This window comes from Marinactinospora rubrisoli (assembly GCF_042664915.1).
Taxonomy (GTDB): domain Bacteria; phylum Actinomycetota; class Actinomycetes; order Streptosporangiales; family Streptosporangiaceae; genus Marinitenerispora; species Marinitenerispora rubrisoli.
In genome coordinates this window covers 1-25,416 of record NZ_JBHTBH010000018.1, presented here as the reverse complement: position 1 = coordinate 25,416, position 25,416 = coordinate 1, and the positions used below count along the sequence as shown (strand labels likewise).

The window sequence follows — 25,416 nt, the reverse complement described above, 5'->3', positions numbered from 1 at the left end:
TGAGTCCCCACGCGGTGCGTCCCGGCCGGCGGAACCAGAAGCTCGGAATAGGCCCGACCCTATCGCGTCCACGGATGGGGCAACCCCCTTCTCCCGTCGCGCGTCCTCAAGAGATTATTCACGCGTCCGGGTGCGTACCGGCAGCACTCCGTCACGCTCCGCCACCCGCCGAGGTGGAACCGGTGCCCGCGGGGGCCCGCCGCGGCGGTGAGCACGGTCACGTGACGATCGGTGAACGGATTCGCATGACGGACAATGGGGATGGTCCACGGTTCGTTACGATTGCGCCGCGCCGGGTTCCGCCCCGCCCGATCCGCCAGACGGCGGAGCCGGGCCCGCTCCGGCCCGGCGGACGCCGGCACGCCCCGCCGCCCACCCGGACCCACGCGCAGACAGGATCCCGATGAGCCGCCGTTCCGAACGGACGATCTCCGTCCTGGTTCCGCCCGACCTCTCCCCGCTCGCCCCGGAGGACCCGCGGACGATCGGCCGCTACGTGCTGATCGGCCGCATCGGCTCGGGACAGACCGGCACGGTCTACGCGGGGGTCGACCCGGAGGCGGCGACGCCACGAGTACTGGCGGTCAAGACGGTGCGCCCCGCCCGGGTGCCCGACGAGGCCACGCGCGGGCGGCTGGACCAGCGGCTGCGCGTCCTGGCCACCGTGGACGGGCGCTGCTACGTGCCGCCACTGGAGTTCGACGCGTTCGGCGACCCCGCCTGGCTCGCGATGCCCTACGTCGGCGGGGTGCCGCTCGCCCAGTTCGTGCGGCGGCGCGGCACGCTGTCGCAGGGACGGCTGGTCGCGCTGGCGGCCGCGGTGGCCGAAGGGCTGGCGGCGCTACACGGCAAGGGGCTGGCGCACGGGGACCTGAAACCCGGCAACATCGTGCTCGCCGCTTCGGGGCCGCGGCTGCTGGACTGCGCGCTGCCGGGGGACGAGATCACCCGCCGGTTCGCCCCCGGCTGGCTCGCGCCGGAGCGGCACCGGGGCGAGCCGCCGCGCGCGGTGGGCGATGTGTTCGCGTGGGGCGCGGTCACCGCGTTCGCCGCCACGGGCCGGTTCCCGTTCGGCATGGGCGAGCCCGAGACCGTGGCCGCCCGGGTGCTGTCGGAAGAGCCGGACATCGCAGGCGTCCCGGATGAACTGGCGTCGCTGGTGCGCCGTGCGCTCGCCAAGGAGCCGGACGACCGGCCGACGGGACGGGAACTGCTCACCGGAGTGCTCGCCGCCTGGGAGGCGGCCGCCAGCGCCGCCGCTCCGGTGCCCGGTGACACCGGAGCGGCGCCGGGCACCGCCGTCACCCGGCTGCTCAACCGGGAGTGGCCGGGCATCTCCGAACCCGCGTGGCTGCCCCGCGTCATCCACCTTGACGACCGCCGGGAGCGCCCGGAGCGCCGCAGGGGCCGCGCCGTACTGATCGCGGTGGGAGCCGCCGTGGCCGCGGCAGCCATCGGCGCCGGCGCGTGGGCGGCGGCCGGCGCGCTCGGGGACCGGCCGGAGCCGCAGGCCACTCCGTCGGCCGAGCCGTCCCCGCAGAGCGGCGGCTCCACCGACCCCGAGGCGGCGGCGAGCCCGGCGCAGCGCACCGCGACGGTCCGCTTCGGGGCGATCCCGCAGCCCGACCCGGTGGACGGGCCGTGGGTGTACACCGAGGTCGCGCCCGTGGACGGCACGCCGCCCGGGAACGCGGGGCCCGTCACGTCCGAGGAGTGGAGCGCCCGCTGGAGCGACGTCACCGACGCCGCGCAGCCCGAGGAGGCGCGGATCGCCCCCGACGCCGAGGTGCTGTGCGCCCAGTTCTGCCTCGCCGCGGGCGAGTCGGCCAGCGACGAGCAGGGCCGCGGCGGCTACCCGGTGACCGGACAGGACTTCATCAACTACCTGAGCTGGGGCGGCGTGGTGATCGCGGAGGTCACGTTCGCCGAGGAGCCGGGACCGGACGGCGTGCCGGAGATCGTGGCGATCACCGAGCTCTTCCCGCCCACCGGCTAGATATACTGACCACAGAGATTGGTAACACCAGCCCCGGCGGAATCAACGAAGAGGGCCTCCGGTAACGGTGTGGACGCCTGACGTCCCACCACCTGGAAGGCCCTCAACGCCCCACACCGCCCACGCCAACGCCCGCCTGCCCCCTGCCGGTCGCCCGGCCCTGGCCCACTGCGTCGTCGAGGACGGATGGCCCCGCACCGCGCGGCCGAACGCTTCCAGGCCGCGGTGACCACCGCCCAGCGCTGGGCGGGCCGCTACCGCGCCCACGGCCCCGCCGCCACCGCTCGGCTGCGCGCACCCCCGCCCGCCGCGAACACCGCGTGGCCGAACTCCGCGCCCTCAGAGGCCCAACGCCGAGAGGCGTTCGCGAGCCGGCCGCATCATCACCACCGGTTCCACACCGCGATCGGCGGCCCACCCGCGTCCCTAACCTCTCGGGTCAGTACACCTAGATCGTTGCTGGGAGATCACGGAACCGGCTGCGGGCATGGCGAAGGGCGCCCACGATCGATGTGCGACCAACGACCTGGACGCCCTTCTCACCGCACGCTACGACCATGTCCTGGCCTCCCCGCCCATCGAGGCGCAGACCCGGGCGGCCCCACCTGCTCACCAACGCCGACCCCGTCCGCGTCGCCACCGCCCAGATACCGCCGCGCCGCGACACCGAGCACCACCGGCCGCGCGTAGCGCCCTCGCGGATCGGGCACCCGTCCCCGCGCCCGCCCTGCCGGTCCGAGGACAACCGGCACCTGCCCGCCCCGGCCCCGGTGCTCTTCGCGGTGGCCCTGTGGCCGACCCGCACCACCCCCACCTACCAGGAAACTCTGGTCGATTGACGGCATCCCGGTGCGCTGCGGAACCTCCCGCGTCACGGTGAACCGCTCCGGCCCGGGCGAAGTGGCCGGGCACGGCATGGACGAGTCCCACCACGCCTTCCACCGGGGCGCCGAACTCATGCTCACCACCACCGACGGCGCGGTACGCGCGTTCTCCCCGGCCGGCCCCAAGGAGCCCGGCGAACGCGAGCAGGCCCGCCACCTGCTCCACGCCCAGGAATGTGCTCCAGGGCCGGGGGCGAGAAGGCCGCCGTCGGCCTGGGCCACGTGCTCATCCGCCCGGCCCGCCGCGACGAGCACGCCCCCCGGCGTCTACCCGGGCCGGCCGCACATGCGCATCGAGGCGGTCATCCGGAGACGGAAGAACCAGCCCGGCCCGCAACGCCACCAAGCGCGCACCAACGATCTAGCCCCGGCTCCGGAGGGCGGCACGCTGGCCGCTGAAGCCCACGGGGCTCAGCGTCCGTCGGGCTCGGATCGCAGCACGCTCCTGATCCGGTCCAGGACCTCGCCGAACCGCCGTTCCGCGCCGTGGGTCGTGGGCCGGTAGTACTCGCGGCCGGCCACCGAGTCGGGAGCGTAGCGCTGTGCCGCCACTCCGCCGGGGTAGTCGTGGGCGTACTTGTACCCCTGCCCGTGGCCCAGCTCGCGGGCACCGCGGTAGTGCGCGTCGCGCAGGTGCGCGGGAACCGCGCCGACCCGGCCGGCGCGCACGTCGGCGGCCGCCTCGTCGATGGCGGTGACGACCGCGTTGGACTTGGGGGCGAGCGCGATGTGGATCACCGCCTGCGCGAGGTTGATCCGTGCCTCGGGCAGCCCGATGAGTTCCACGGCCTGGGCCGCCGCGACCGCCACCTGCAGGGCGCTCGGATCGGCCATGCCGACGTCCTCGCTGGCGTGCACGACGATCCGCCGGGCGATGAACCGCGGGTCCTCGCCGGCCTCGATCATCCGTGCCAGATAGTGCAGGGCCGCGTCGGGGTCGCTGCCGCGCATGCTCTTGATGAAGGCGCTGATGACGTCGTAGTGCTGGTCGCCCGAACGGTCGTAGCGCACGGCGTGCCGGTCGACCGCGCGTTCGACGTCGTCCACGGTGATCTCGGGACGGGTGCCGGCCACCAGCGCCGCCGCCTCCAGGTAGGTGAGCGACCGCCGGGCGTCGCCGCCGGCCAGCCGCACGAGGTGGCCGGCGGCCTCGTCGCTGAGCGTGTGCCGGCCGGACAGGCCGCGCTCGTCGGTGAGGGCGCGCGCCACGACCGCGCGCACGTCGTCGTCGGCGAGCGGCTCCAGGGTGAGCAGCAGCGAGCGGGAGAGCAGCGGGCTGACCACCGAGAAGAACGGGTTCTCCGTGGTGGCGCCGATGAAGCTCACCCAGCGGTTCTCCACCGCCGGCAGCAGCGCGTCCTGCTGGGTCTTGTTGAAGCGGTGCACCTCGTCCACGAACAGCAGGGTGCGGGTGCCGCGCATGCCCATCTGCCGCCGCGCCTCGTCGATGACGGCGCGCACGTCCTTCACACCGGCGGTGACCGCCGACAGCTCCACGAACCTGCGCCGGGTGACCCGGCTGACCACGGTGGCCAGCGTCGTCTTTCCGGTGCCCGGCGGGCCCCACAGGAAGAGCGACATCGGCGCGTCGTCCTCGACGAGCCGGCGCAGCGGGCTGCCCGCCCCGAGCAGATGCCGCTGTCCGACCACCTCGTCGAGGGTTCGCGGGCGCATGCGCACCGCGAGGGGCTCCTGACCGCGCTGGGCTTCGGCTCCGGCGTCGTCGAACAGTGTTTCGGACACGTCTTCCAGCGTAGGGCCTCCGCCGGACGCGGCCCGCCGCGCGATGGCGACGGTGCGCTCACCGGCCTCCGGGCCGCCCGGCGGGTGGCTCCCCGGGTCCGGTGCCGCCGCCGCGGGTGCCGCGCCGGTCCACGATCCCCCAGGCCAGCAGCCCCACGCCCCACCCGAGCAGGGCGCCGGCGACGGTGTCGGAGAGCCAGTGCACGCCCAGGTAGATCCGGCTCCACGCCATGAGCGCGGTCCACACCAGCGCGCCGGCCAGCACCCATCCCCGGTGCCGTGGCACGACGGCCACCAGGGCCATGCCCAGCACGGCCGCGAAGGCCGCGTGGCCGGACGGGAAGGCCGGTGAGTCCATCGGGACCAGTTGCTCGGCGGGCCGGACCCGGTCGAACACGTCCTTGAGCAGGGGGACCAGCACGGCGGAGGTGACGAGCCAGGAGCCGGCCACCAGCAGCGCGGCGGACCACCGGCGCGCGGCCAGCAGCGGGACGGCCACCGCCGCGACCAGGACCCCGGTCCCCGGCCACTCGCCAACGTGGTGCAGCAGCAGGGCGATCGGGGTGAGGGCCGCGGTGCGGGTGGTCAGCGCCTCGGCGGTGACGGCGGTGTCCACCGCCTGGTAGGCGGGCAGGCCGGCGCCTGCCACGAAGGCGGCGGCCAGCACGGCGAACGCGGCCAGCGCGACGGCACCGGCGATGATCGGACGTGGCCCGGTCACGGCCGGCTCCGCCGTCTGCTCGTTCGCCACGAGATACCGCTCCTCCGCTTCGCCGTGTGGCTGCGCCGCCGCCTTCCCGCCTCGCGGATCCGCAGCACCGCGCGGCGCGGACGGCGCTCTTCGACCGTACCGGCCGCCGCGCGGGAGGGCCGCCGTATCAGCGCATCCGCGCGATGAGGATCGCGATGTCGTCGCCGCGCCCGGCGGGGGTCAGCTCGGCGAGGGAGGTGGCGGCGGCGTGCACGTCGGCCGTCATGCCGAGGAGCGCCCGTCCGACCCGTTCCAGCCCCTCGTCCATGGGGACCTCCGCGCTCTCCACCAGGCCGTCGGAGCACATGAGCAGCGTCTCGCCGGGGTGCAGCCGCCGGGTGCTGACCGGGTACTTGCTGTCGCCGTCGACCCCGACCGGCGGCCCGGTCTCCGGCTCCCACACCTCGAAGTCGTTCTCGGTGGCGATGACGAGCGGCGGCTGGCCGGCCCAGGCGGCCTGCATCTCGCCGCTCTCCAGGTCCAGGACGAGGTACCCGCAGGTGGCGAAGGGGATCTCACCGGTCTCGGTGAGCAGCCGGTTGGTCTCGGCCACGACCACACCGGGGTCGACCTGGTTGGTGGCGTAGGCGCGAAAGGCGACCCGGATCTGCCCCATGGCCGCCGCGGCCTCGACTCCGTGCCCCTGCACGTCGCCGACGACCAGGCCGACCCTGCGGTCCGGGAGCTGAATGGCGTCGTAGAAGTCGCCGCACACCCGCCACCCGGCGCGTGAGGGCAGGTAGCGGACGGCGACGTCGAGGGTGGGGAAGTCCGGCAGCTGGGGCGGGAGCATCCGGCGCTGCACGGCGTCGGCGAGTTCCAGCTCGGCCTGCTGGCGGTTGACCCGTTGCAGGGCCTGGCCGGCCAGGCCGGCGAGGGTAAGCATGAGCGCCCGCTCGTCGGGGGTGGCGTGGTGCGGCTGGGTCCAGGCGACCTGCCAGACGCCGAGCGCCACTCGGCGGTCGCCGAAGATCGGCACGGTGGCCCAGGACTGGGCGTTGGTGTGGTGCAGCATCTCCTGCACGGCGGGGAAGCGCTCGAGCACTTCGGCGCGGCTCTCGAAGAACCGCGGCTGGCGGTCCTGGATGACGGCGCCCATCGGATAGGAGGTGTCGCTGGCGTCGCGGCCCTCGATCCATTGCCGGGTGCCGTAGGACTCGGTGGCCGAGGCGGGGAGGCGGAGTTTGCCCGACTCCACCAGCAGGACCGTGGCGGTGCTGCCGCCGAAGATGGGCACGAACTCCTCGGTGAGCAGTCCGGTGACCTCCTCCAGGGTGGTCGCCGAGACCAGTTTCGCGGCCAGCTCGGTGACCTGGCGGCCCTGTGCGGCCTCGATCCGGCGGCGGTCGGCCAGCCGGCGCACGAGCTGCACGTGCTCGGTCACGTCGTCGATGATGCCGACGAGCCGGGGTCTGGCGCCGTCGACGAAGCGGGCGCGGGCGTGCAGCCAGCGTTCGTCGCCGACCTGGTCGAACATCCGGAACCGCTGCTCGTAGTCGCCGCCCTGGTAGGAGGCTTCCAGCGCGTCGCGCAGCCGGGCGATGTCGTCGCGGTGCACCCGGGCGAGGATCTCCTCGATGGTGCGGCTGTCGCCCGCGAGGAGGCGGCCGAGCGGTGAGGGGCCGAACAGCTCGCCGATCTCGCCGGTGGCCAGATCGAGCGTCCACAGCGCGGTGTCGGAGTTCTCGGTGCGCAGCTCGGTGATGGCCCGCAGCGTCTCCTCGTTCCGCATGGGGCCATGACAGAGCACGACGACGCCGGACGGTTCCGGCGGCTCCGTCTTCTCCTCCGCGTCCGCCCCTGCGGGCCGGTGCCCGAAGGCGAGGGGGCGGGGGCGTACGACGGTGCGGCGCGGCGTTCCATCGGCGCAGCGGAGCTCGACACCGCGCTGCGGCTCCTCCTCCGGGGTCTGCAGCGCCCGGCGGTGCAGCTCCCATCCGTGCCGCACGTCGGGCTCGGCGAGCAGCTCCGGCCAAGGGCGGTGCGCCACCTCGTCCTGGGTGAAACCGGTCAGGTCCGCGAAAGCGTGGTTGACCAGCAGAATGACTCCCGACCGGTCGGCCACGAGCATCGCCGCCGGCGCATGCAGAAACGCGGCCCTGGCCGGATCTCCCATTTCCGCCGTGAGGGCGGCATCGGTCAAACCCCCGGAACCGGCGAAGCCGTCGGTCGTGCCGGTTGTGCCGTTCACCTATAGATCATCCCTGTGTCGCACGAATGCCCCCACCCGCCTGCGCGGGCCTCCCCCAAGAACATCCGATTCGGCTTAGTTTAACGACATGACCGCCTGTCGCAGCAGGCAGAGAACAGCTGGTCCACCGCGGTCCGCGCTGCACCGGAACCGCTTTGTTCCTCCTTCAGAACATCGCACACAACACGCCACAGCAATACAAAATGCGACCAGGTGCGGAAAATCCCAGCCAATCGCCGGTCCCACCTGGTCGCCTTTTGCCGAAATCGTTACACCGACGTGACGGGTACCGCGCACCGTACCCGTCTCCCCTGCCGGCGGCACGCACGACGGCTGCCCGGGCCCACCCTACGGCACCCGGCGCCCCCGGCTCAGGAGGCGCCGTCGGCTCCGTCCGGCAGCTCCGGGACCGCGTCGATGCCGGCCTCACGCCGCTGCACCACGGTGATCGGGGTCGGCGCGCCGGTCAGCGGGTCGCCGCCGGAGGCCGTCTTGGGGAAGGCGATCACGTCGCGGATGGAGTCGCCGCCGGTCAGCAGCGTGACGATGCGGTCCCAGCCGAACGCGATCCCGCCGTGCGGCGGCGGGCCGAACTTGAACGCCTCCAGCAGGAAGCCGAACTTGGACTCGGCTTCGGCCTTGCTGATGCCGAGCACGTCGAAGACGCGCTGCTGGACCTCGGCGCGGTGGATACGGATCGAGCCGCCGCCGATCTCCAGGCCGTTGCAGACCATGTCGTAGGCGTAGGCCAGCGCGTTGCCGGGGTCGTCCTGGAAGGTGGCGGCCCATTCGGGCTTCGGGCCGGTGAACGGGTGGTGCACGGAGGTCCAGCCGCCCTCGCCGTCGTCCTCGAACATCGGGGCGTCGACCACCCACAGGAACGACCACTGCGACTCGTCGATGAGGCCGAGCCGCCTGCCGATCTCCAGCCGGGCCGCGCCCAGCAGTTCCTGCGCGGAACGGCGCGCGCCGGCCGCGAAGAAGACACAGTCGCCCGGTGCGGCGCCGACCGCCGCGGCCAGGCCGGTCCGCTCGGTCTCCGAGAGGTTCTTGGCGACCGGGCCGCCGAGCGTGCCGTCGGGCTGCACGAGCACGTAGGCGAGCCCGCGGGCGCCGCGCGCCTTGGCCCAGTCCTGCCACGCGTCCAGCTCACGCCGGGTCTGCGAGGCGCCGCCCGGCATCACCACGGCGCCGACGTAGGGAGCCTGGAAGACGCGGAACGGCGTCTCGGCGAAGTACCCGGTGAGCTCGGTCAGCTCCTGCCCGAAGCGCAGGTCCGGCTTGTCCGAGCCGAACCGGTCCATGGCCTCCAGGAACGGCATGCGCGGCAGCGGCAGCGGGATCTCATAGCCCAGCACCTCGCTCCACAGCCGGGCGACGAGCTGCTCGCCGACCGAGATGACGTCCTCCTGGTCGACGAAGCTCATCTCGATGTCGATCTGGGTGAACTCCGGCTGCCGGTCGGCGCGGAAGTCCTCGTCGCGGAAGCAGCGGGCGATCTGGTAGTAGCGCTCCAGGCCGCCCACCATGAGCAGCTGCTTGAACAGCTGCGGCGACTGCGGCAGGGCGTACCAGTGGCCGGGCTGCAGCCGCACCGGCACCAGGAAGTCGCGGGCGCCCTCGGGGGTGGACCGGGTGAGGTACGGCGTCTCCACGTTCAGGAAGCCGTGCTCGCGCATCACGTCGTGCACGACATAGCTGGCCTGGGAGCGCACCCGCAGCGCGGCGGCGCGCTCGGGGCGCCGGATGTCGAGGTAGCGGTAGCGCAGCCGCGCCTCCTCCGAGACCTCCTGCGAGCCGTCCAGCGGGAACGGCAGCGGCGCGGCCTCGCTGAGCACCTCGATCTCGGCGGCGGTGACCTCGACGTCGCCGGTGGGGATCTCCGGGTTCTCGTTCCCCTGCGGGCGGACCCGGACCTCGCCGGTCACCCTGATGCAGTACTCCGAGCGGAGGTCGTGCGCGAGCTCGTCCTCGCGGACCACGACCTGCACGATCCCGGAGGCGTCGCGCAGGTCGAGGAAGACGACACCGCCGTGGTCGCGGCGGCGGGCCACCCAGCCGGCCAGCACGACCTCGGTGCCGGCGGACTCCTTGCGTAGCGTGCCCGCGTCATGCGTGCGGATCAACGGTCTTCTCCTTCAGCTGTTCTTCGATGGTCTCATCATCGCGGCGGTGCGGGTGTCCGGCGGGGCCGGTGCCGGTATCTCGCCGCCGCGGCGCGGCAGCGCCGGAGGAGCCCGCTGGCGGGTGGTGGTTCGTCATGTCGGTCAACCGGTGGCTCGTGCGAGGTGGTGGAAGCCGCGATCCGGGCGGCTCAGCGGCCGGTGATGCCGCGCAGGAACGGATTGCCGCTGCGCTCGCGCCCGATGCTGGTCTGCGGCCCGTGCCCGGGGAGCACCACGGTGTCGTCGGGGCGGCTCAGGCAGACGCGGTCGAGGCTGCGCAGGATCGTGGGGTGGTCGCCGCCGGGGAAATCGGTGCGGCCGATGGAGCCGGCGAACAGCAGGTCGCCGGTGAACAGGATGTCCGGCCGGCCGGCGCCGGGGGTCAGGGCGTAGGTAACGGACCCGGGGGTGTGACCGGGCGCGTGCGCCACCGCGAACTCCAGCCCGGCGTGGGTCACGGAGTCGCCGTCGGCGATCTCCACCAGATCGGCGGGCTCGCCGGGTGCCGTGTCGCCGAGCAGGGCGGAGAGCTGGGCCGCCAGCCCGGCGTCGAGCCCGGCGGCGGGGTCGGTCAGCAGCGCGCGGTCGGCCGGGTGCAGGTACACGGGGACGCCGTGCGCCTCGCACAGTTCGGCCGCCGACCACACGTGGTCGAAGTGACCGTGGGTGAGCAGGATGGCCTCGGGGGTCAGCCGGTGCTCGGTCAGCAGCTTGGCCACGCCGTCCACCGCGTCCTGGCCCGGGTCGACGATCACGCACGGGCCATCGGCGTCGGCGGCGACCACGTAGCAGTTGGCGGCCAGGGGTCCGGCGGGGAATGCGGCGATGAGCACGACGGGCGCTGACCTCGTTTCCGGGTTCCTGCGATTGCTGGTGTGGTGCGTGTCCCTCGGGCCGGCGGGCGGCCGGGCCGCGGCGGGCGCTGCTGGTCCGGGACCGTCCGCGACGTGCCGGGGACCCGTCCGGCACTCCGAGCCTACCGAGGTCGCGGACGGTGGGCGACCGGGAATCCACGGGACGGTACCGGCGCTCGCCACCGATCATCACCATTCGGTCACCGCGGCCCCGCGGCCCCTTTGCCTGACGGCGGGACGGTGTCATATTGGTCGTGCCCGAGCGGTGGGCGCTGCGCGGCGTCGGCAGCGGTTTCGGCCGCGGCGACCGCCGGTGCCCGCCCGGCTGGGCGCACGGCACCGCGCGGCGACCGGCGGACTGCCGCTGAAATGCGACAACACAGGTCGATATCAGCGCATGCGTATAGATATCGTGCTTAGTCACGGCAGCATTCACCGACCTGGTGACCCGCGAGAGGCCGGGACGGTTCGCGCCAGCGCTGTCACGACCACACGGAGCCCTGGCAGGGCTCATGACTGCAGGAGGACACGGTGACCACGGACCCCTGGGGCCGCGTAGACGACGACGGCACGGTCTATGTGCGCACGAGCGAGGGCGAACGTGTCGTCGGGTCGTGGCAGGCAGGAGCCCCCGAGGAGGCACTCGCCTTCTTCCAGCGCAAGTACGACGCCCTGGTGACCGAGGTGGAGCTGCTGGAGAAGCGGCTCAACACCACCGACCTCTCCGCCGGCCAGGCGCTGTCCAGCGTGCAGAAGCTGCGCACGGCGGTCACCGACGCGCACGCCGTCGGCGACCTCGACGCCCTCATGCGACGGCTCGACCTGCTCACCGAGCGCGCCGAGAAGCGGCGGGTCGAGCAGAAGCACGCCCAGGAGCAGGCGCGCGGGGAAGCCCGCGCCATCAAGGAGCGGATCGTCGCCGAGGCCGAACGGGTGGCCACCGAGACCACCCACTGGAAGTCGGGCGGCGAGCGCATGCGCCAGCTGATCGACGAGTGGAAGGCCGCGCCGCGCACCGACCGCCCGACCGAGCAGGCGCTGTGGAAGCGCATGTCGGCGGCGCGCAACGCGTTCTCCAAGCGCCGCAAGCAGTACTTCGCCGGGCTGGACGAGCAGCGCGAGCAGGTGCGGGCCGAGAAGGAGAAGCTCGTCTCCGAGGCCGAGGCCCTGAGCAACTCCACCGACTGGGGCGTCACCTCGGGCTACTACCGCGAACTCATGCAGCAGTGGAAGGCCGCCGGCCGCACCGACCGCGCCAGCGAGGACCGGCTGTGGGCGCGCTTCAAGGCCGCGCAGGACGCGTTCTTCGAGGCGCGCAACGCTGTGTTCGCCGAGCGCGACGCCGAGCTGCGGGTCAACGCCGAGGCCAAGGAGCGGCTGCTGGAGGAGGCCCGCGAGGAACTGCTCCCGGTCCGCGACCCGCGCGAGGCGCGCGCCAGGCTGCGCGACTACCAGGAGCGCTGGGAGGAGGCCGGCCCGGCGCCGCGCGACTCCCGGGACCGGCTGGAGGGCGCCTTCCGCAAGATCGAGGAGGCCGTGCGCCGGGCCGAGGACCAGGAATGGCAGCGCACCAACCCCGAGGCCCGCGCCCGGGCCGAGGCCACGGTCGGCCAGCTGCGCGGCTCCATCGAACAGCTGGAGACCCAGCTGGAGAAGGCGCGCGCGGCGGGCAACGACCGCAAGGTCCGCGAGGCCGAGGAGGCACTGACCGCCCGGCGCTCGTGGCTGAACGAGGCCGAGAAGGCGCTGCACGAACTGAGCTGAGCCCCACCCGCCGGCGTCCGGCCGTCCGCGCCCGAGGGTGCGGGCGGCCGTCGCCGTTTCCGGGGACGGCCGGGCGCCGCTAGCTGCGCATCCGGTACACGTCGTAGACGCCGTCGACCCCGCGCACCGCGCGCAGTACGTGCCCGAGGTGGGTGGGGTCGGCCATCTCGAAGGTGAAGCGGCTCAGCGCCACCCGGTCGCGGCTGGTCTGCACGGTCGCCGACAGGATGTTCACGTGCTGGTCGGAGAGCACCCGGGTGATGTCGGACAGCAGCCGGGTGCGGTCCAGCGCCTCGACCTGCAGGGCCACCAGGAACATCGAATCCTCGGTGGGCTGCCACTGCACCTGGACCATCCGCTCGGGGTCCAGGGCGGAGACGTTGACGCAGTCCTCGCGGTGCACCGAGACGCCGTTGCCGCGGGTGACGAACCCGATGATGGCGTCGCCGGGCACCGGTGTGCAGCACTTGGACAGCCGCACCCACACGTCGGCGTCGCCTTCGACCACCACGCCCGGATTGCCGGCCGGGCGCGCCCGGCTGCGCCGCTGCCGGGTGGGGACCGAGGTCTCGGCCAGGTCCTCCTCGGCGCTCTCGATGCCGCCGAGCGACTCCACCAGCTTCTGCACCACGTGCTGGGCCCCGATGTGGCCCTCGCCGACCGCGGCGTACAGCGCTTCGACGTCGGAGTAGCGCAGGTCGCGCGCCAGCGCCAGCAGGGCCTCGCCGCTGAAGAGCCGCTTCATGGGCAGCTCCTGCTTGCGCATGACCCGCGCGATGGCGTCCTTGCCCTGCTCGATGGCGGCTTCGCGCCGCTCCTTGGTGAACCACTGCCGGATCTTGTTGCGCGCCCGCGGGCTCTTGACGAAGTTCAGCCAGTCGCGGCTGGGCGCCGCGTCCTGCGCCTTGGAGGTGAGGATCTCCACGGTCTCGCCGTTGGTCAGCTCCCGCTCCAGGGGCACCAGCCGGCCGTTCACCCGTGCGCCGACGGTGCGGTGGCCCACCTCGGTGTGCACGGCGTAGGCGAAGTCCACGGGCGTGGCGCCCTGCGGCAGGGAGATGACGTCGCCCTGCGGGGTGAAGACGAACACCTCCTGGACCGACAGGTCGAAGCGCAGCGACTCCAGGAACTCCCCCGGGTCCTTGCTCTCCTGCTGCCAGTCGATGAGCTGGCGCAGCCACGCCATGTCGCCGGTGCCCTTGGATCTTCCGCCGCCGTCACGGCCGCCCGCCCGGTCCTCCTTGTACTTCCAGTGCGCGGCGATGCCGTACTCGGCGCGGCGGTGCATGGCGCGGGTGCGGATCTGCAGTTCCACCGGGTTGCCCGCGGGTCCGATCACCGTGGTGTGCAGCGACTGGTACATGTTGAACTTCGGCATCGCGATGTAGTCCTTGAACCGTCCCGGCACCGGGTTCCAGCGCGCGTGGATGGTGCCCAGCGCCGCGTAGCAGTCGCGGACGCTGTCCACCAGGACCCGGATGCCGACGAGGTCGTAGATCTCGTCGAAGCCGCAGTTGCGGGCGATCATCTTCTGGTAGATCGAGTAGTAGTGCTTCGGCCGGCCGCGCACGGTCGCCTTGAGCTTGGCCTCGCGCAGGTCGGCCGAGACCGCCTCGATGACGTCCTGGAGGTAGACGTCGCGCCGGGGTGCGCGTTCGGAGACCAGCCGGGCGATCTCGTCGAACCGCTTGGGGTAGAGCGTGGCGAACGCGAGGTCCTCCAGCTCCCACTTGATGGTGTTCATGCCGAGCCGGTGCGCGAGCGGGGCGAAGATCTCCAGCGTCTCACGGGCCTTCTTCTCGCGTTTGGCCTGCGGCAGGTAGCGCAGCGTCCGCATGTTGTGCAGCCGGTCGCACAGCTTGATCACCAGGACCTTGATGTCGCGCGCCATGGCCACGACCATCTTGCGCACGGTCTCGGCCTGAGTGGCCTCGCCGTACTTGACCTTGTCCAGCTTGGTGACGCCGTCGACCAGCTCGGCGATCTCGTCGCCGAAGTCGGCGCGCAGCTCCGCGAGCGTGTAGTCGGTGTCCTCGACGGTGTCGTGCAGCAGCGCCGCGGCGAGCGTGGGCTCCTGCATCCCCAGTTCGGCGAGGATGGTGGCGACCGCGAGGGGGTGCGTGATGTAGGGGTCGCCGCTCTTGCGCTTCTGGTCGCGGTGGTGGTGCGCGGCGACCTCGTAGGCGCGCTCGATGAGCCGCACGTCGACCTTGGGATGGGTCGCGCGGACCGTCTTGATCAGTGGTTCGAGGACCGGATTCATGGTCACCCCCCGCTGCGCGCCGAGCCGCGCCAGGCGGCGGCGGACTCGCACGGTCGAGGACGAACTGGGCGCGGTGGTGGCGGCGGGCCGGGCATGGGAGGCGTCATCAGTCCGCTGGGGGTCGGAGGGCGGTGGTGGGCCGTCCGGGGCCGGGGCGGCGGCCGGGCCGGGCGGTTCCGGGGTGGTCTCGGCCGCGGGGGCCGGGTGGTCGGAGTCTCGGGGCGACACGTCCTGCGCGGCGCCCTCCCGACACTCGGGATCGCGCCGCTCGTCCGCGGGCGGGACGGCGGCACCCGTGGAGTCTCGCGCGGCCGTGAACGCGCCCGTGTCCGGGGGCACCGCTCCGGCCGAAACCGCTTCACTTCGCATGGGGCATACCTCCCGCGGCTCACCTCGACGGTCCGGGCCCGCCGGATCGCCGAGCAACCTCACCGGACGCCGCCCGAGGACGCTGCCCCGGAGGACCGTCGGCGCCGGGGCGGAAGGCGGCGGAGATGACGCGTTCCGCCCTCGTCACCGGCCGCCGGCTCCCGGTGTCGTGAACGACGACTTCTCCGCTGCTGACGTGCCGCTGTGGTGCCGTTGTGCCCGTCAGTCTATCGCCCCGGGCCGAGGATCCCCGCACGTCAGTCGTGCGGGGCGGCCGGCTCCGCGGGATGCGGGGACCGGCCCGCGGACCGCCCGTGGGCGCCCACCGCCCGCCCCCGCCGCAGATTCAGACCGTGCTCAGCGCGTGCAGTTTCACGTCGGACAGCTTCTCGCGGCCTCTGAGGAAGGCGAGTTCCATGAGGACCGAGAATCCAACGACGGTACCACCGGCCCGCTGGACCAGTCGCACCGCGGCCTGCCCGGTGCCGCCGGTGGCGAGCACGTCGTCAACGACCAGGACACGGCTGCCCGGGGCGATGGCGTCGGCGTGCATCTCCACCGTCGCGGACCCGTACTCCAGAGCATAGGACTCCCCCAGCGTCGCCGCGGGGAGTTTTCCGGCTTTCCGGATCGGCACGAAGCCGGCCCCGAGGCGCAGCGCCACGGGCGCGCCGAGGATGAAGCCGCGGGCCTCCAGGCCCACGACCACGTCCACCGTGTCGGGGTCGCAGGCGGCGGCGAGCCCGTCGACCACGGCGGAGAAGGCTTCGGGAGCGGCGAGCAGCGGCGTGATGTCCTTGAACACCACCCCGGGCTGGGGGTGGTCGGGGATGTCGCGGACGTGCGCTTCGATGAGGGGGGTGAGGTCGTGCGGCATGGCCTTCGCTGTTCTCGGGTGTGTCCCGGGCGGGACGGGCGGGGCGGGGGCGGGCACGACGGTACCGGCCCCGCCAGCGGGGCCGGTACGACCGTGTCTGGTGTGTCCCGCGGCCGGTCGGCCGCGCGGCCCCCGCTGGGGAGGCGGCGCCGGTGGCCGGCGGCCCGCGCGGGCGCTAGGGCCGCGGCTTGTCGTCGTCCGGTCCGCCGTTGCCGGGGTAGTCCGGACGGTCCTCGACCGGGGTGTCGTCGGACGGCTCCTGCGGCGTGATGACGTCGCCGATGCCGGCCTTGACGATGCGGATGCGGGTGCCGGGCGAGATCTCCAGCTCCACGTCCGCGTCGTGGACCTCGACGACGGTGCCGTAGATGCCGGCCTTGGTGAGCACCTCGGTGCCCGGGACCAGCGAGTTCTGCATCTGCATCTCCTGCTGGCGGCGCTTCTGCTGCGGGCGCCAGAACAGCAGGTAGAAGACCACGATGATCAGGACGAACGGGATGAGCGTCTGCAGCATGCCCGGTTGTTGGGCGGCTGCGGCATAAGTCATGAGCCCCTGCACGTGGGCGTCCTTCCTAGGGTGTCGCGGTGGCCGCGCGTGATACGGCGGCGCACGTAGGGCGTGCCCTGCTCCAACGAGCGGGAGGTGCCGCGCGTTCCCCGGCGCCACCTCGGGCGGGACGGATCGTCACGGCGCTGTGCTCCTCGTCCGGGTCCGGGCGCGTGCGGCCCCCTACCTGCCGGGCCGGTCTCCAGGCTACGCCCGGGTACCCCAACGGCCCGCCACCGAACGCGCCGACGGGCAAGATCGGCGTCCGTTTTCCGGCAACGCACGGTCAAGGACCACCGTTCTCCGGGCCGGGGGGCGTCGCGCCGGGCTGCTCCGCCAGGGCGGCGGCCGCGCCGAACGCGGCGTCCAGTGGCGGCTCGATGCCCATGTGCCGCCACGCCTCGGGGGTGGCCACCCGCCCGCGGGGTGTGCGGGCGACGAAGCCGGAGCGCACGAGGAAGGGCTCGGCCACCACCTCGACGGTCTCGGGCTCCTCCCCCACCGAGACCGCGAGGGTGGACAGCCCGACCGGACCGCCGCGGAACCGGCGCAGCAGGGCGTGCAGCACGGCCCGGTCCAGCCGGTCCAGTCCCTGCTCGTCCACCTCGTACAGCTCCAGGGCGGCGCGGGCGGTGGCCAGGGTGAGCCGGCCGTCGGCGCGCACCTCGGCGTAGTCGCGGACCCGGCGCAGCAGCCGGTTGGCGATTCGCGGCGTGCCACGGGAGCGGCCGGCGATCTCGGCCGCGGCGTCGTCGTCCAGCTTCGCACCGAGCAGCTCCGCGGAGCGGCGCACGATGCGTTCCAGCTCGTCGGCGCGGTAGAAGTCCATGTGCGCGACGAATCCGAACCGGTCCCGCAGCGGCGCGGGCAGCAGTCCGGCCCGGGTGGTGGCGCCGACCAGGGTGAACGGCGCGATCTCCAGCGGAATGGCGGTGGCGCCCGGACCCTTGCCGACCACCACGTCCACCCGGTAGTCCTCCATGGCGACGTACAGCATCTCCTCCGCGGGCCGCGCCATGCGGTGGATCTCGTCGAGGAAGAGCACCTCGCCCTCGTGCAGCGTGGAGAGCACCGCGGCGAGGTCGCCGGAGCGTTCGATGGCCGGCCCCGAGGTGATGCGCAGCGGCGCGCCCAGCTCGGCGGCGATGATCATGGCCAGCGTGGTCTTGCCGAGTCCGGGCGGTCCGGACATCAGCACGTGGTCGGGTGCGCGTCCGCGGCGCTGGGCGCTGTGCAGGACGAGGGACAGCTGCTCGCGGACCCGTTCCTGGCCGACGAAGTCCGCCAGCCACCGCGGCCGCAGCGCTCCCTCGGCGGCCCGGTCGTCCGGGTCGGCCTGGGGGGAGACGATGTCCCGGTCCTGTTCCGCGTGCTCGGTGTGGTCGGCCATGTCGTCCTCCTAGGCCCGGCTCAGCTTGCGCAGGGCGCTGCGGAGCAGGACGGCGACGTCGGCCGTGCCGGACTCGGCCTCGGCCGCCACGGCGTCCGCCGCGCGCTCGGCGTCGCGGCCGGACCAGCCGAGGTTGACCAGCCCCGACACGACCTGCGGCCGCCAGGCCGCCGGGGCGGGCGCCGCCTCCCGGGCCGGGTCCGGCTGGTCACCGGCGGCGGGGCCGAGCTTGTCGCGCAGTTCCAGCACGATGCGCTGCGCGCCCTTCTTCCCGATGCCCGGCACCCGGGTGAGCGCGCCGGTGTCCTCGGTGGCCACGGCGCGGCGCAGCGCGTCCGGGCTGTGCACGGCGAGCATGGCCAGCGCGAGCCGCGGGCCGACTCCGCCGGCCGTCTGCAGCCGTTCGAAGACGTCACGCTCGTCGGCGTCGGCGAACCCGTACAGGGTGAGGGAGTCCTCGCGGACAACCAGCGAGGTGGCCACGGTCGCCGGCTCGCCCACCCGCAGCCGCGACAGCGTCGCCGGGGTGCACTGCACGGTCATGCCGACCCCGCCCACCTCGATGACGGCCGATCCGGCGCTGCGCGCGGCGACCCTGCCGCTCAGGGAGGCGATCACGACTGCTGCTCCTCGTTCGTCGACGGTTCGTCCACTGCCGCCGCGCCGCCCGCGCGCGGGGGCCGTGCGGTCACCGGCCGCGGGCCTGGCGGGCGAGTTCGACCTTACGGGCGAACTCCTGCTGGGCGCGGGCCACGCGCTGCTGCGCGCCGCCCCGCCAGATGTGGCAGATGGCCAGCGCCACCGCGTCGGCGGCGTCGGCGGGCCGGGGCGGGCCGTCCAGGTTCAGCAGCCGGGCGACCATGGTGCCCACCTGGGCCTTGTCCGCGCGACCGCTGCCCGTGATGGCGGCCTTGACCTCGCTGGGGGTGTGCAGTGCCACCGGCAGGCCGCGGCGTGCGGCACAGGCGATGGCGATGGCGCTGGCCTGGGCGGTGCCCATGACGGTGCTGAGGTTGTGCTGGGCGAACACCCGCTCCACGGCCACGGCGTCGGGGCGGTACTCCTCCAGCCACTCCTGCACGCCGCGCTCGACGCCGAGCAGCCGGTCGGGCAGTTCCTGGTCGGCGGGGGTGCGCACGGCGCCGGCCGCGACCAGGGTGAGCGGCCGCCCGACCGACCCGTCCACCACTCCGACCCCGCACCGGGTCAGCCCCGGGTCGATCCCCAGTACCCGCACGCGCGCTCTCCCGTCCCGCTCCGGCCTCGAACGTCCGTTCGCAGAGCCTACCGGTCGCCGGTGTCACCGGGGATCCGGACACTCCCGCCCGGCCGCGAACGGGCGGACACCGGCGAGACGCGACGCGCCGGCCGGACCGGTGCGCGCGGCGGCGGACGCCGCGCACCGGTCCGGCCGGCGCGGTCGGGGCCCGGCGCGGTGCGGTCGGCGTCAGCCGATCCGCTCCATGATGTCGTCGGGGATGTCGGCGTTGGTGAAGACGTTCTGCACGTCGTCGGAGTCCTCCAGGGCGTCGACGATGCGCAGCACCTTCTTGGCGTTCTCCTCGTCGACCGGCACCTCCAGGCTGGGCAGGAAGTTGGTCTCGGCCGACTCGTAGTCGATTCCGGCCTCCTGTAGCGCGGTGCGCACCGCGACGAGGTCACCGGCCTCGGAGATCACCTCGAACGCCTCGCCGAGGTCGTTGACGTCCTCGGCGCCGGCGTCGGCGACGGCCAGCATGACGTCGTCCTCGCTGGTGCCCTCCTTCGGCACGATCACGACGCCCTTGCGGTTGAAGAGGTAGGAGACCGATCCGGCGTCGGCCATGGAGCCGCCGTTGCGGGTGACGGCCACCCGCACCTCCGAGGCCGCGCGGTTGCGGTTGTCGGTCAGGCACTCCACCAGCAGCGCCACGCCGCCCGGGCCGTAGCCCTCGTACATGATGGTCTGCCAGTCGGCGCCGCCCGCCTCTTCACCGGCGCCGCGCTTGCGGGCGCGCTCGATGTTGTCCAGCGGGACGGAGTTCTTACGTGCCTTCTGGATGGCGTCGTACAGCGTGGGGTTGCCCTCGGGGTCTCCGCCACCCGTGCGCGCGGCCACCTCGACGTTCTTGATCAGCTTGGCGAACAGCTTGCCGCGCTTGGCGTCGATGACGGCTTTCTTGTGCTTGGTGGTGGCCCACTTGGAGTGGCCGCTCATGCGTGTCCTTTCACCATGTCGACGAAGAGCCGGTGGATGCGCGCGTCCCCGGTGAGTTCGGGGTGGAACGACGTCGCCAGAAGGCTCCCCTGGCGTACCGCGACGATCCTACCGGCCCGTTCTCCACGCGGGACCTGCCCGAGCACCGCCACATCGGGCCCCACGGACTCCACCCAGGGTGCGCGGATGAAGACCGCGTCGAACGGTCCGCCGGTCACGCCCTCGACGGCGACCCGCGCCTCGAAGGACTCCGTCTGCCGCCCGAAGGCGTTGCGGCGCACCGTCATGTCGATGCCGCCGACGGTCTGCTGCCCGGTGATGCCGTCGAGGATGCGGTCGGCGAGCATGATCATTCCGGCGCACGTGCCGTAGGCCGGCAGGCCGGAGCGGACGTGCTTGCGCAGCGGCTCCATCAGGTCGTAACGCACCGCGAGCTTGGACATGGTGGTCGACTCGCCGCCGGGGATGACCAGCCCGTCGACGCGGTCGAGCTGCTCGGCGCGCAGCACCGCGACGCTGCGCGCGCCGAGCCCGTCCAGGACGCGCTGGTGCTCGGCGACGTCGCCCTGCAGGGCGAGCACGCCGATGGTGGGACTGGCGGACACGGGGCAACCTCACTTGTGTTGGCCGCGGGAGAACGCGGTCCGCCGCCCGGCGGACCGCGTTCCTCACCCTAGACGTTCGCGGACGGGGCACCGCGCGTCCGGCGCGGCGGAACGCACCGGACGCGGCACCGGCCGCCGGCTACCAGCCGCGGCCGGCGTAGCGCTGGCTCTCGTCGAGCTCGTCCAGGTTGATGCCGACCATGGCCTCGCCGAGGCCGCGGGACACCTTGGCGATGACCTCGGGGTCGTTGTAGTGCAGGGTGGCCTGCACGATCGCGTCGGCGCGCTTGGCCGGGTCGCCGGACTTGAAGATGCCGGAGCCGACGAAGACGCTCTCGGCGCCGAGCTGGCGCATCAGCGCGGCGTCGGCCGGGGTGGCGACACCGCCGGCGGAGAACAGCGGCACCGGCAGCTTGCCGAGCCTGGCCACCTCCTTGACGACCTCGTAGGGGGCACGCAGCTCCTTGGCCGCGCCGAACAGCTCCGCTTCGTCAAGGGTGCCCAGCCGGCGGATCTCGCCGCGGATCTGCCGCATGTGCCGGGTGGCCTCGACGACGTTGCCGGTACCGGCCTCGCCCTTGGACCGGATCATGGCGGCACCCTCGCCGATCCTCCGCAGCGCCTCGCCGAGGTTGGTCGCACCGCAGACGAAGGGGACGGTGAACGCCCACTTGTCGATGTGGTAGGCCTCGTCGGCGGGGGTGAGGACCTCGGACTCGTCGATGAAGTCGACGCCCAGGGCCTGCAGCACCTGGGCCTCGACGAAGTGGCCGATGCGCGCCTTGGCCATGACCGGGATGGAGACGGCCTCGATGATGCCGTCGATCATGTCGGGGTCGGACATGCGCGCCACACCGCCGTCGCGGCGGATGTCGGCGGGCACCCGCTCCAGGGCCATGACGGCGACGGCGCCGGCGTCCTCGGCGATCTTCGCCTGCTCGGGCGTGACCACGTCCATGATCACACCGTTCTTGAGCTGTTCGGCCATGCCGCGCTTGACACGGGTGGTGCCGACCGTGCTCTCGGTCGAGTTCTCAGCGGTGTTGGCCACGGTTGCGGACTCCAAGTTCTGAACGGACACGGATGCGCGGAGGATGAATCTGGACATCGCGCCGGCCGGGTGGCCGTTCCTGCGCTCTCTCCATGGTAAAACCTCCGCGAAACCCACTTTCATGACATGTCGGCATAAGACAGACAGGAGACTTTCCAGTGTGTCGAGGCCGGAGCCGCCCGGCGGGTGCGGCCGCTCCCCCTCACGCCGGCCCGCCGGCCCCATCGACGTCGGGCGGTTCGTCATCGATCTCGAAGAAGTCCGGCAGCGGCGCGCGGCCGGCCAGCCGCAGCGTCCGGACCAGCCGGCCGGCGCGGGCCTCGCGGGTGGCCGCGACCGCGTCGTTGTAGAACCGGCGCGCGATGTGCACCCGGCGGGCCGCGGCGGCGACCTCGCCGAGCAGGTCGTCGCCCCCCGACGCGGCGCCGGCGCCCAGCCCCTCCCGGAAGCCCGGCTGGCCGACCACCGCGCGCAGCGCCCGTGACAGGGCGCTCTCGGCCAGTTCCCGCTCGCGTGCCCCCTCGGCCCGCCGCGCCCGCCCGGCGGCGTCGGCGAGCAGCACCCGGGAGGCCGGCTCCAGCTCGCCGGCCGCGGCCAGCTCCAGCACGACCGCGCTGCGCCGCAGCAGCGCCGCGTCGAGGGCTGCGTGCGCCGTCTCCACCCGGGTGTGCAGCCGGTCCAGCCGGCCGGCCCGCCAGGAGACGTAGAAGGACAGCAGCACCAGCAGCGCGAACACCGTCGTGACGGTGGAGACGATGTCGGCGAGCATCAGGGGTTCTCTCCTCGCCTACTGGAGGCCGGCGCGGCCGACGGAGACGGGCCGGGCGTGGTCGGTTCCGGTGGGCACCACCGTCTCATAGACCCGCACGACGTCGGCGGCGACCGTACGCCAGTCGTAGCGCCGCACCGCGGACCGGGCCGCGCCGGACAGCTCGGCGCGGCGGTCCGGGTCGTCGAGCAGCGCGCCGGCCGCGTGCGCCAGGTGCGCGGGGTCGCCCGCGTCGAACAGCGCCCCGGCGGCGCCGTCGCGCAGCACGTGGCGGAACGCGGGGATGTCACTGGCCAGGACCGGCGCCCCGGCCGACATCGCTTCGGTGAGCACGATCCCGAAGCTCTCGCCGCCCAGGTTGGGCGCGCAGAAGACGTCGACGGAACGGTAGACGCGCGCCTTGTCGGCCTCGTCGACCCGGCCGAGCAGCACCACGCGGGAGCGCAGTTCCGGGTCGACTCGGGCCAGCGCCTCCCCGCCGTCGCCGGGACCGGCGACGAGCAGCCGCAGGCCGGGACGCCGCCGGGCGAGCAGGCCGAACGCGCTCAGCAGCACCGGCAGGCCCTTGCGGGGCTCGTCCATGCGGCCGAGGAAACCAATGGCGCCGCCGGGGCCCGGCCAGCCGTCCAGCGGCGCGGCGTGCTCGAACCGGTGCACGGCGACGCCGTTCGGGATGAGCACCGCGTCGCCGCCCAGGTGCTCGACGAGGGTGCGGCGCGCCGCTTCCGAGACCGCGATCCGGCCGTTGATCTTCTCCAGCGCGGTGCGCAGCGCGGCGGCCGACGCCGACATGGCCCGCGAGCGCGGGTTGGAGGTGTGGAAGGTCGCCACGATGGGGCCCTCGGCGACCCAGCAGGCCAGCAGGGAGAGGCTGGGCGCCGCGGGCTCGTGCACGTGCAGCACGTCGAACCCGCCGTCGCGGATCCAGCGCCGGACCCGGGCGGCGGCGCGGAAGCCGAACGCCAGGCGGGCCACCGACCCGTTGTACGGGACCGGCACGGCGCCACCGGCCGGGACGATGTGGGCGGGCAGCTCGGTGCCGGGCTCGCAGGGCGTCAGTACCGACACCTCGTGCCCCATCGCCATGAGCGCCTCGGCCAGGTCGCCGACGTGCTGCTGCACCCCTCCGGGGACGTCCCAGGTGTAGGGGCAGACCAGACCGACACGCATCGACTCACCGCACACTCGACCAGACGACCGGACCACCGGAGCAGCCCTCGGCCCGGCGGGGCCGGCACCGGGACTGTCAACCCAAGTTATCCGCGGACGGCGCCGGACGGTGGGATTCCGCGTCGGCGTCGAACACGCGCTGCAGCATGTGCCAGTCCTCGGGGTGCGCGGCGATGGCCTGCTCGAACACCTCGGCCAGCCGCTGGGTCATCTCGCGGACGCGGGTGGGCCGGTCCGGCGCGTCGGGGACCGGGATCTCCTCGTGCACCCGGATCCGCCAGTGCGGGCCGTCGTACCACAGCGACACCGGCAGCAGCGCGGCGCCGGTGCGCTCGGCCAACGCGGCCGGCCCGGCCGGCATTCGGGCCGGCTCCCCGAAGAAGGTCACCGGGACGCCCTGGGCGGTGAGGTCACGGTCGGCGAGCAGACACACCAGGCCACCGGCGCGCAACCGGCGGGCCAGCAGCCCGGCGGTGCTGCGCTCGCCACCGGTGAGGGGCAGCACCTCGATCCCCAGCGCGGTGCGGAACGCGACGAACCGTTCGAACAGCCCCTCGGGACGCAGCCGCTGGGCGACCGTGGTCGGCCGGGCGCCGCGCAGCGCGATCCACGCGCCCGCGTGGTCCCAATTGCCCATGTGCGGCAGGGCGGCGACCACCCCGCGCCCCGAGGCCAGGTGCCGGTCCAGCACCGCCACGCCGCTGGAGCGGGTGCGGTCGAGGATGGTCGCGCGGCTCATCGCCGGAATCCGGAACACCTCGTACCAGTAGCGGAGGTAGGACCGCATTCCGGCGCGCACGAGGGCGCGCAACCGTTCCGGCGGAGTGCCGGGGCCGACCACCCGGCGCAGGTTGGCCTCCAGGCGGCGTGCCCCGGCCGTGCGCCGCCGCCACGCGAGGTCGGCGATCCGGGTGAAGACCCAGCGGCCGACGGGCTCGGGCACCCGGCGCACCAGCGTCCAGCCTGCGGCGTAGGCCGCCGCGGCCAGCCGTTCGGCCATGCCCCTCTCTCCCCGGTCAGGCGCTGCCGGCCGCGCTGGCCTCCATGAGGCGGGCGCGGGTCTCCAGCAGGCGCTGCACGATGGTCACCGCGCTGAGGACGGCGAGCAGCCACAGCCCACCGGCGAGAACGTAGGGGACGCCCATGCCGTGCAGCCCGACGGAGACGAGCACGAGGATCAGCCGCTCGGTGCGCTCGGCGACGCCGACATCGCAGTTGACGCCCAGTCCCTCCGCGCGGGCCTTGATGTAGGAGACCCCGAATCCGGCGACCATGCAGAACAGCGCGACGCCGGCCAGCACGGAGTCCTGGCCCTCGGTCATGAACCACAGCAGCAGTCCGGAGAAGACGGCCGCGTCGGACAGCCGGTCCAGGGTGGAGTCCAGGAAGGCGCCCCACTTGCTGGTGGCGCCGGTGGCGCGGGCGACCGCGCCGTCGAGCATGTCGAAGAGCACGAAGAGCGTGATCACGAGGGTGCCGACGAAGAGGTCGCCGCGCGGGTAGCAGAAGAGCGCGCCGGCCACCACACCGGCGGTTCCCACGAGCGTGACCATGTTCGGGGTGACGCCCAGCCTGGCCAGCCCCCTGCCGATCGGGAACAGCAGCCGGGCGAGTGCGGGTCGCAGGATTCTCAGCATGACTGCTTCAGATCGTAAGGCGCTCGGGCCACCGTGTGGACGACGCCTCCGCCGGTGCGGCGCCCGGCATGGGCCCGCCCGGCGCGGCGGCGGCGCGCTCGCCGCGCCGGGCCGCGAACGGCACCGGACGGCCGCGCGCTCCGGCGGCGAGCCGTGATGCCGCTGGTACCGAGCGGTGCGGGCGGCCGGCGCG

20 protein-coding genes and 1 pseudogene are annotated in these 25,416 nt (G+C 73.5%); 3 read left to right on the top strand and 18 right to left on the bottom strand.

Translation table 11 applies throughout. The features are described 5' to 3' along the window. Positions 1–403: 403 nt before the first annotated feature. Positions 404–1,996 (top strand): serine/threonine-protein kinase, encoded by a 1,593-nt coding sequence (locus ACFQRF_RS26345; protein ID WP_379874005.1) that lies wholly within the window; start codon positions 404–406, stop codon positions 1,994–1,996. A gap of 487 nt (positions 1,997–2,483) precedes the next feature. Further along, a pseudogene (locus tag ACFQRF_RS27760) lies at positions 2,484–3,241 on the top strand (IS982 family transposase); the annotation flags it as partial. 50 nt (positions 3,242–3,291) lie between these two features. Here the strand turns inward: ACFQRF_RS27760 and ACFQRF_RS26335 are convergent. The 5 genes from ACFQRF_RS26335 to ACFQRF_RS26315 all read right to left on the bottom strand — a co-directional run bounded on the left by ACFQRF_RS26335 (position 3,292) and on the right by ACFQRF_RS26315 (position 10,563). Next, positions 3,292–4,623 carry a replication-associated recombination protein A gene (locus tag ACFQRF_RS26335; RefSeq protein ID WP_379874001.1) on the bottom strand — a complete coding sequence of 444 codons (1,332 nt, stop codon included), beginning with the start codon at positions 4,621–4,623 and terminating at the stop codon, positions 3,292–3,294. 58 nt (positions 4,624–4,681) lie between these two features. Continuing rightward, positions 4,682–5,374, bottom strand: a complete 693-nt coding sequence (locus ACFQRF_RS26330) for a phosphatase PAP2 family protein (protein WP_379874000.1) — start codon at positions 5,372–5,374, stop codon at positions 4,682–4,684. A 127-nt stretch (positions 5,375–5,501) separates the two neighbouring features. Continuing rightward, entirely contained in the window at positions 5,502–7,565 is a 2,064-nt protein-coding gene (locus ACFQRF_RS26325) for a SpoIIE family protein phosphatase (RefSeq protein WP_379873998.1), read from the bottom strand. 371 nt (positions 7,566–7,936) lie between these two features. Beyond that, the gene (gene aspS / locus ACFQRF_RS26320; RefSeq protein ID WP_379873996.1) at positions 7,937–9,691 is read right to left on the bottom strand and encodes an aspartate--tRNA ligase; all 1,755 of its coding nucleotides are present in this window, start codon (positions 9,689–9,691) and stop codon (positions 7,937–7,939) included. Positions 9,692–9,879: 188 nt separating this feature from the next. After that, positions 9,880–10,563: an MBL fold metallo-hydrolase gene (locus ACFQRF_RS26315; RefSeq protein WP_379873994.1), complete on the bottom strand. Its 684-nt coding sequence runs from the start codon at positions 10,561–10,563 to the stop codon at positions 9,880–9,882. A 552-nt stretch (positions 10,564–11,115) separates the two neighbouring features. Between ACFQRF_RS26315 and ACFQRF_RS26310 the strand changes: the two genes are divergently transcribed. Then, positions 11,116–12,348, top strand: coding sequence for a DUF349 domain-containing protein (locus ACFQRF_RS26310; RefSeq protein ID WP_379873993.1), 1,233 nt, complete (start codon positions 11,116–11,118; stop codon positions 12,346–12,348). Positions 12,349–12,427: 79 nt separating this feature from the next. On the opposite strand, the gene ACFQRF_RS26305 is transcribed toward ACFQRF_RS26310, so the two are convergent. From ACFQRF_RS26305 to pgsA, 13 genes are all read right to left on the bottom strand, one after another. After that, positions 12,428–14,611: a RelA/SpoT family protein gene (locus ACFQRF_RS26305; protein WP_379874055.1), complete on the bottom strand. Its 2,184-nt coding sequence runs from the start codon at positions 14,609–14,611 to the stop codon at positions 12,428–12,430. 715 nt (positions 14,612–15,326) lie between these two features. Beyond that, on the bottom strand, positions 15,327–15,857 hold the full coding sequence (locus ACFQRF_RS26300) for an adenine phosphoribosyltransferase (RefSeq protein WP_379873991.1): 531 nt from the start codon (positions 15,855–15,857) through the stop codon (positions 15,327–15,329). Between the two features lie 175 nt (positions 15,858–16,032). Continuing rightward, a complete protein-coding gene (gene yajC / locus ACFQRF_RS26295; protein WP_379873989.1) occupies positions 16,033–16,416 on the bottom strand; it encodes a preprotein translocase subunit YajC in 384 nt (127 codons plus the stop codon). Between the two features lie 274 nt (positions 16,417–16,690). Continuing rightward, the gene (gene ruvB, locus ACFQRF_RS26290) at positions 16,691–17,794 is read right to left on the bottom strand and encodes a Holliday junction branch migration DNA helicase RuvB (protein WP_379873988.1); all 1,104 of its coding nucleotides are present in this window, start codon (positions 17,792–17,794) and stop codon (positions 16,691–16,693) included. A 9-nt stretch (positions 17,795–17,803) separates the two neighbouring features. Then, the gene (gene ruvA / locus ACFQRF_RS26285; RefSeq protein WP_379873986.1) at positions 17,804–18,412 is read right to left on the bottom strand and encodes a Holliday junction branch migration protein RuvA; all 609 of its coding nucleotides are present in this window, start codon (positions 18,410–18,412) and stop codon (positions 17,804–17,806) included. Positions 18,413–18,482: 70 nt separating this feature from the next. Beyond that, the gene (gene ruvC, locus ACFQRF_RS26280; protein WP_379873985.1) at positions 18,483–19,031 is read right to left on the bottom strand and encodes a crossover junction endodeoxyribonuclease RuvC; all 549 of its coding nucleotides are present in this window, start codon (positions 19,029–19,031) and stop codon (positions 18,483–18,485) included. Positions 19,032–19,241: 210 nt separating this feature from the next. Continuing rightward, positions 19,242–19,991 carry a YebC/PmpR family DNA-binding transcriptional regulator gene (locus ACFQRF_RS26275; RefSeq protein ID WP_379873983.1) on the bottom strand — a complete coding sequence of 250 codons (750 nt, stop codon included), beginning with the start codon at positions 19,989–19,991 and terminating at the stop codon, positions 19,242–19,244. Next, positions 19,988–20,596, bottom strand: coding sequence for a pyridoxal 5'-phosphate synthase glutaminase subunit PdxT (pdxT, locus tag ACFQRF_RS26270; RefSeq protein ID WP_379873981.1), 609 nt, complete (start codon positions 20,594–20,596; stop codon positions 19,988–19,990). Before pdxT ends, ACFQRF_RS26275 begins: the two co-directional genes overlap by 4 nt. A gap of 139 nt (positions 20,597–20,735) precedes the next feature. After that, the gene (gene pdxS / locus ACFQRF_RS26265) at positions 20,736–21,704 is read right to left on the bottom strand and encodes a pyridoxal 5'-phosphate synthase lyase subunit PdxS (protein ID WP_379873979.1); all 969 of its coding nucleotides are present in this window, start codon (positions 21,702–21,704) and stop codon (positions 20,736–20,738) included. A gap of 145 nt (positions 21,705–21,849) precedes the next feature. Next, positions 21,850–22,416: a hypothetical protein gene (locus ACFQRF_RS26260; RefSeq protein WP_379873977.1), complete on the bottom strand. Its 567-nt coding sequence runs from the start codon at positions 22,414–22,416 to the stop codon at positions 21,850–21,852. A gap of 18 nt (positions 22,417–22,434) precedes the next feature. Then, positions 22,435–23,586, bottom strand: a complete 1,152-nt coding sequence (locus tag ACFQRF_RS26255) for a glycosyltransferase family 4 protein (RefSeq protein ID WP_379873975.1) — start codon at positions 23,584–23,586, stop codon at positions 22,435–22,437. Positions 23,587–23,662: 76 nt separating this feature from the next. After that, entirely contained in the window at positions 23,663–24,586 is a 924-nt protein-coding gene (locus ACFQRF_RS26250; protein WP_379873973.1) for a phosphatidylinositol mannoside acyltransferase, read from the bottom strand. 16 nt (positions 24,587–24,602) lie between these two features. Further along, entirely contained in the window at positions 24,603–25,223 is a 621-nt protein-coding gene (pgsA, locus tag ACFQRF_RS26245; RefSeq protein ID WP_379873972.1) for a phosphatidylinositol phosphate synthase, read from the bottom strand. Positions 25,224–25,416: the final 193 nt, after the last annotated feature.

What these genes read in the sequence shown, in the direction of transcription:
- ACFQRF_RS26345 (WP_379874005.1), top strand. Translation starts at nt 404, where the DNA reads ATGAGCCGCCGTTCCGAACGGACGATCTCCGTCCTGGTTCCGCCCGAC.
- ACFQRF_RS26305 (WP_379874055.1), bottom strand. Translation starts at nt 14,611, where the DNA reads ATGAATCCGGTCCTCGAACCACTGATCAAGACGGTCCGCGCGACCCAT.
- ACFQRF_RS26300 (WP_379873991.1), bottom strand. Translation starts at nt 15,857, where the DNA reads ATGCCGCACGACCTCACCCCCCTCATCGAAGCGCACGTCCGCGACATC.
- ruvB (WP_379873988.1), bottom strand. Translation starts at nt 17,794, where the DNA reads ATGGCCGACCACACCGAGCACGCGGAACAGGACCGGGACATCGTCTCC.
- ACFQRF_RS26275 (WP_379873983.1), bottom strand. Translation starts at nt 19,991, where the DNA reads ATGAGCGGCCACTCCAAGTGGGCCACCACCAAGCACAAGAAAGCCGTC.
- pdxS (WP_379873979.1), bottom strand. Translation starts at nt 21,704, where the DNA reads ATGTCCAGATTCATCCTCCGCGCATCCGTGTCCGTTCAGAACTTGGAG.
- ACFQRF_RS26260 (WP_379873977.1), bottom strand. Translation starts at nt 22,416, where the DNA reads ATGCTCGCCGACATCGTCTCCACCGTCACGACGGTGTTCGCGCTGCTG.
- ACFQRF_RS26255 (WP_379873975.1), bottom strand. Translation starts at nt 23,586, where the DNA reads ATGCGTGTCGGTCTGGTCTGCCCCTACACCTGGGACGTCCCCGGAGGG.
- ACFQRF_RS26250 (WP_379873973.1), bottom strand. Translation starts at nt 24,586, where the DNA reads ATGGCCGAACGGCTGGCCGCGGCGGCCTACGCCGCAGGCTGGACGCTG.
- pgsA (WP_379873972.1), bottom strand. Translation starts at nt 25,223, where the DNA reads ATGCTGAGAATCCTGCGACCCGCACTCGCCCGGCTGCTGTTCCCGATC.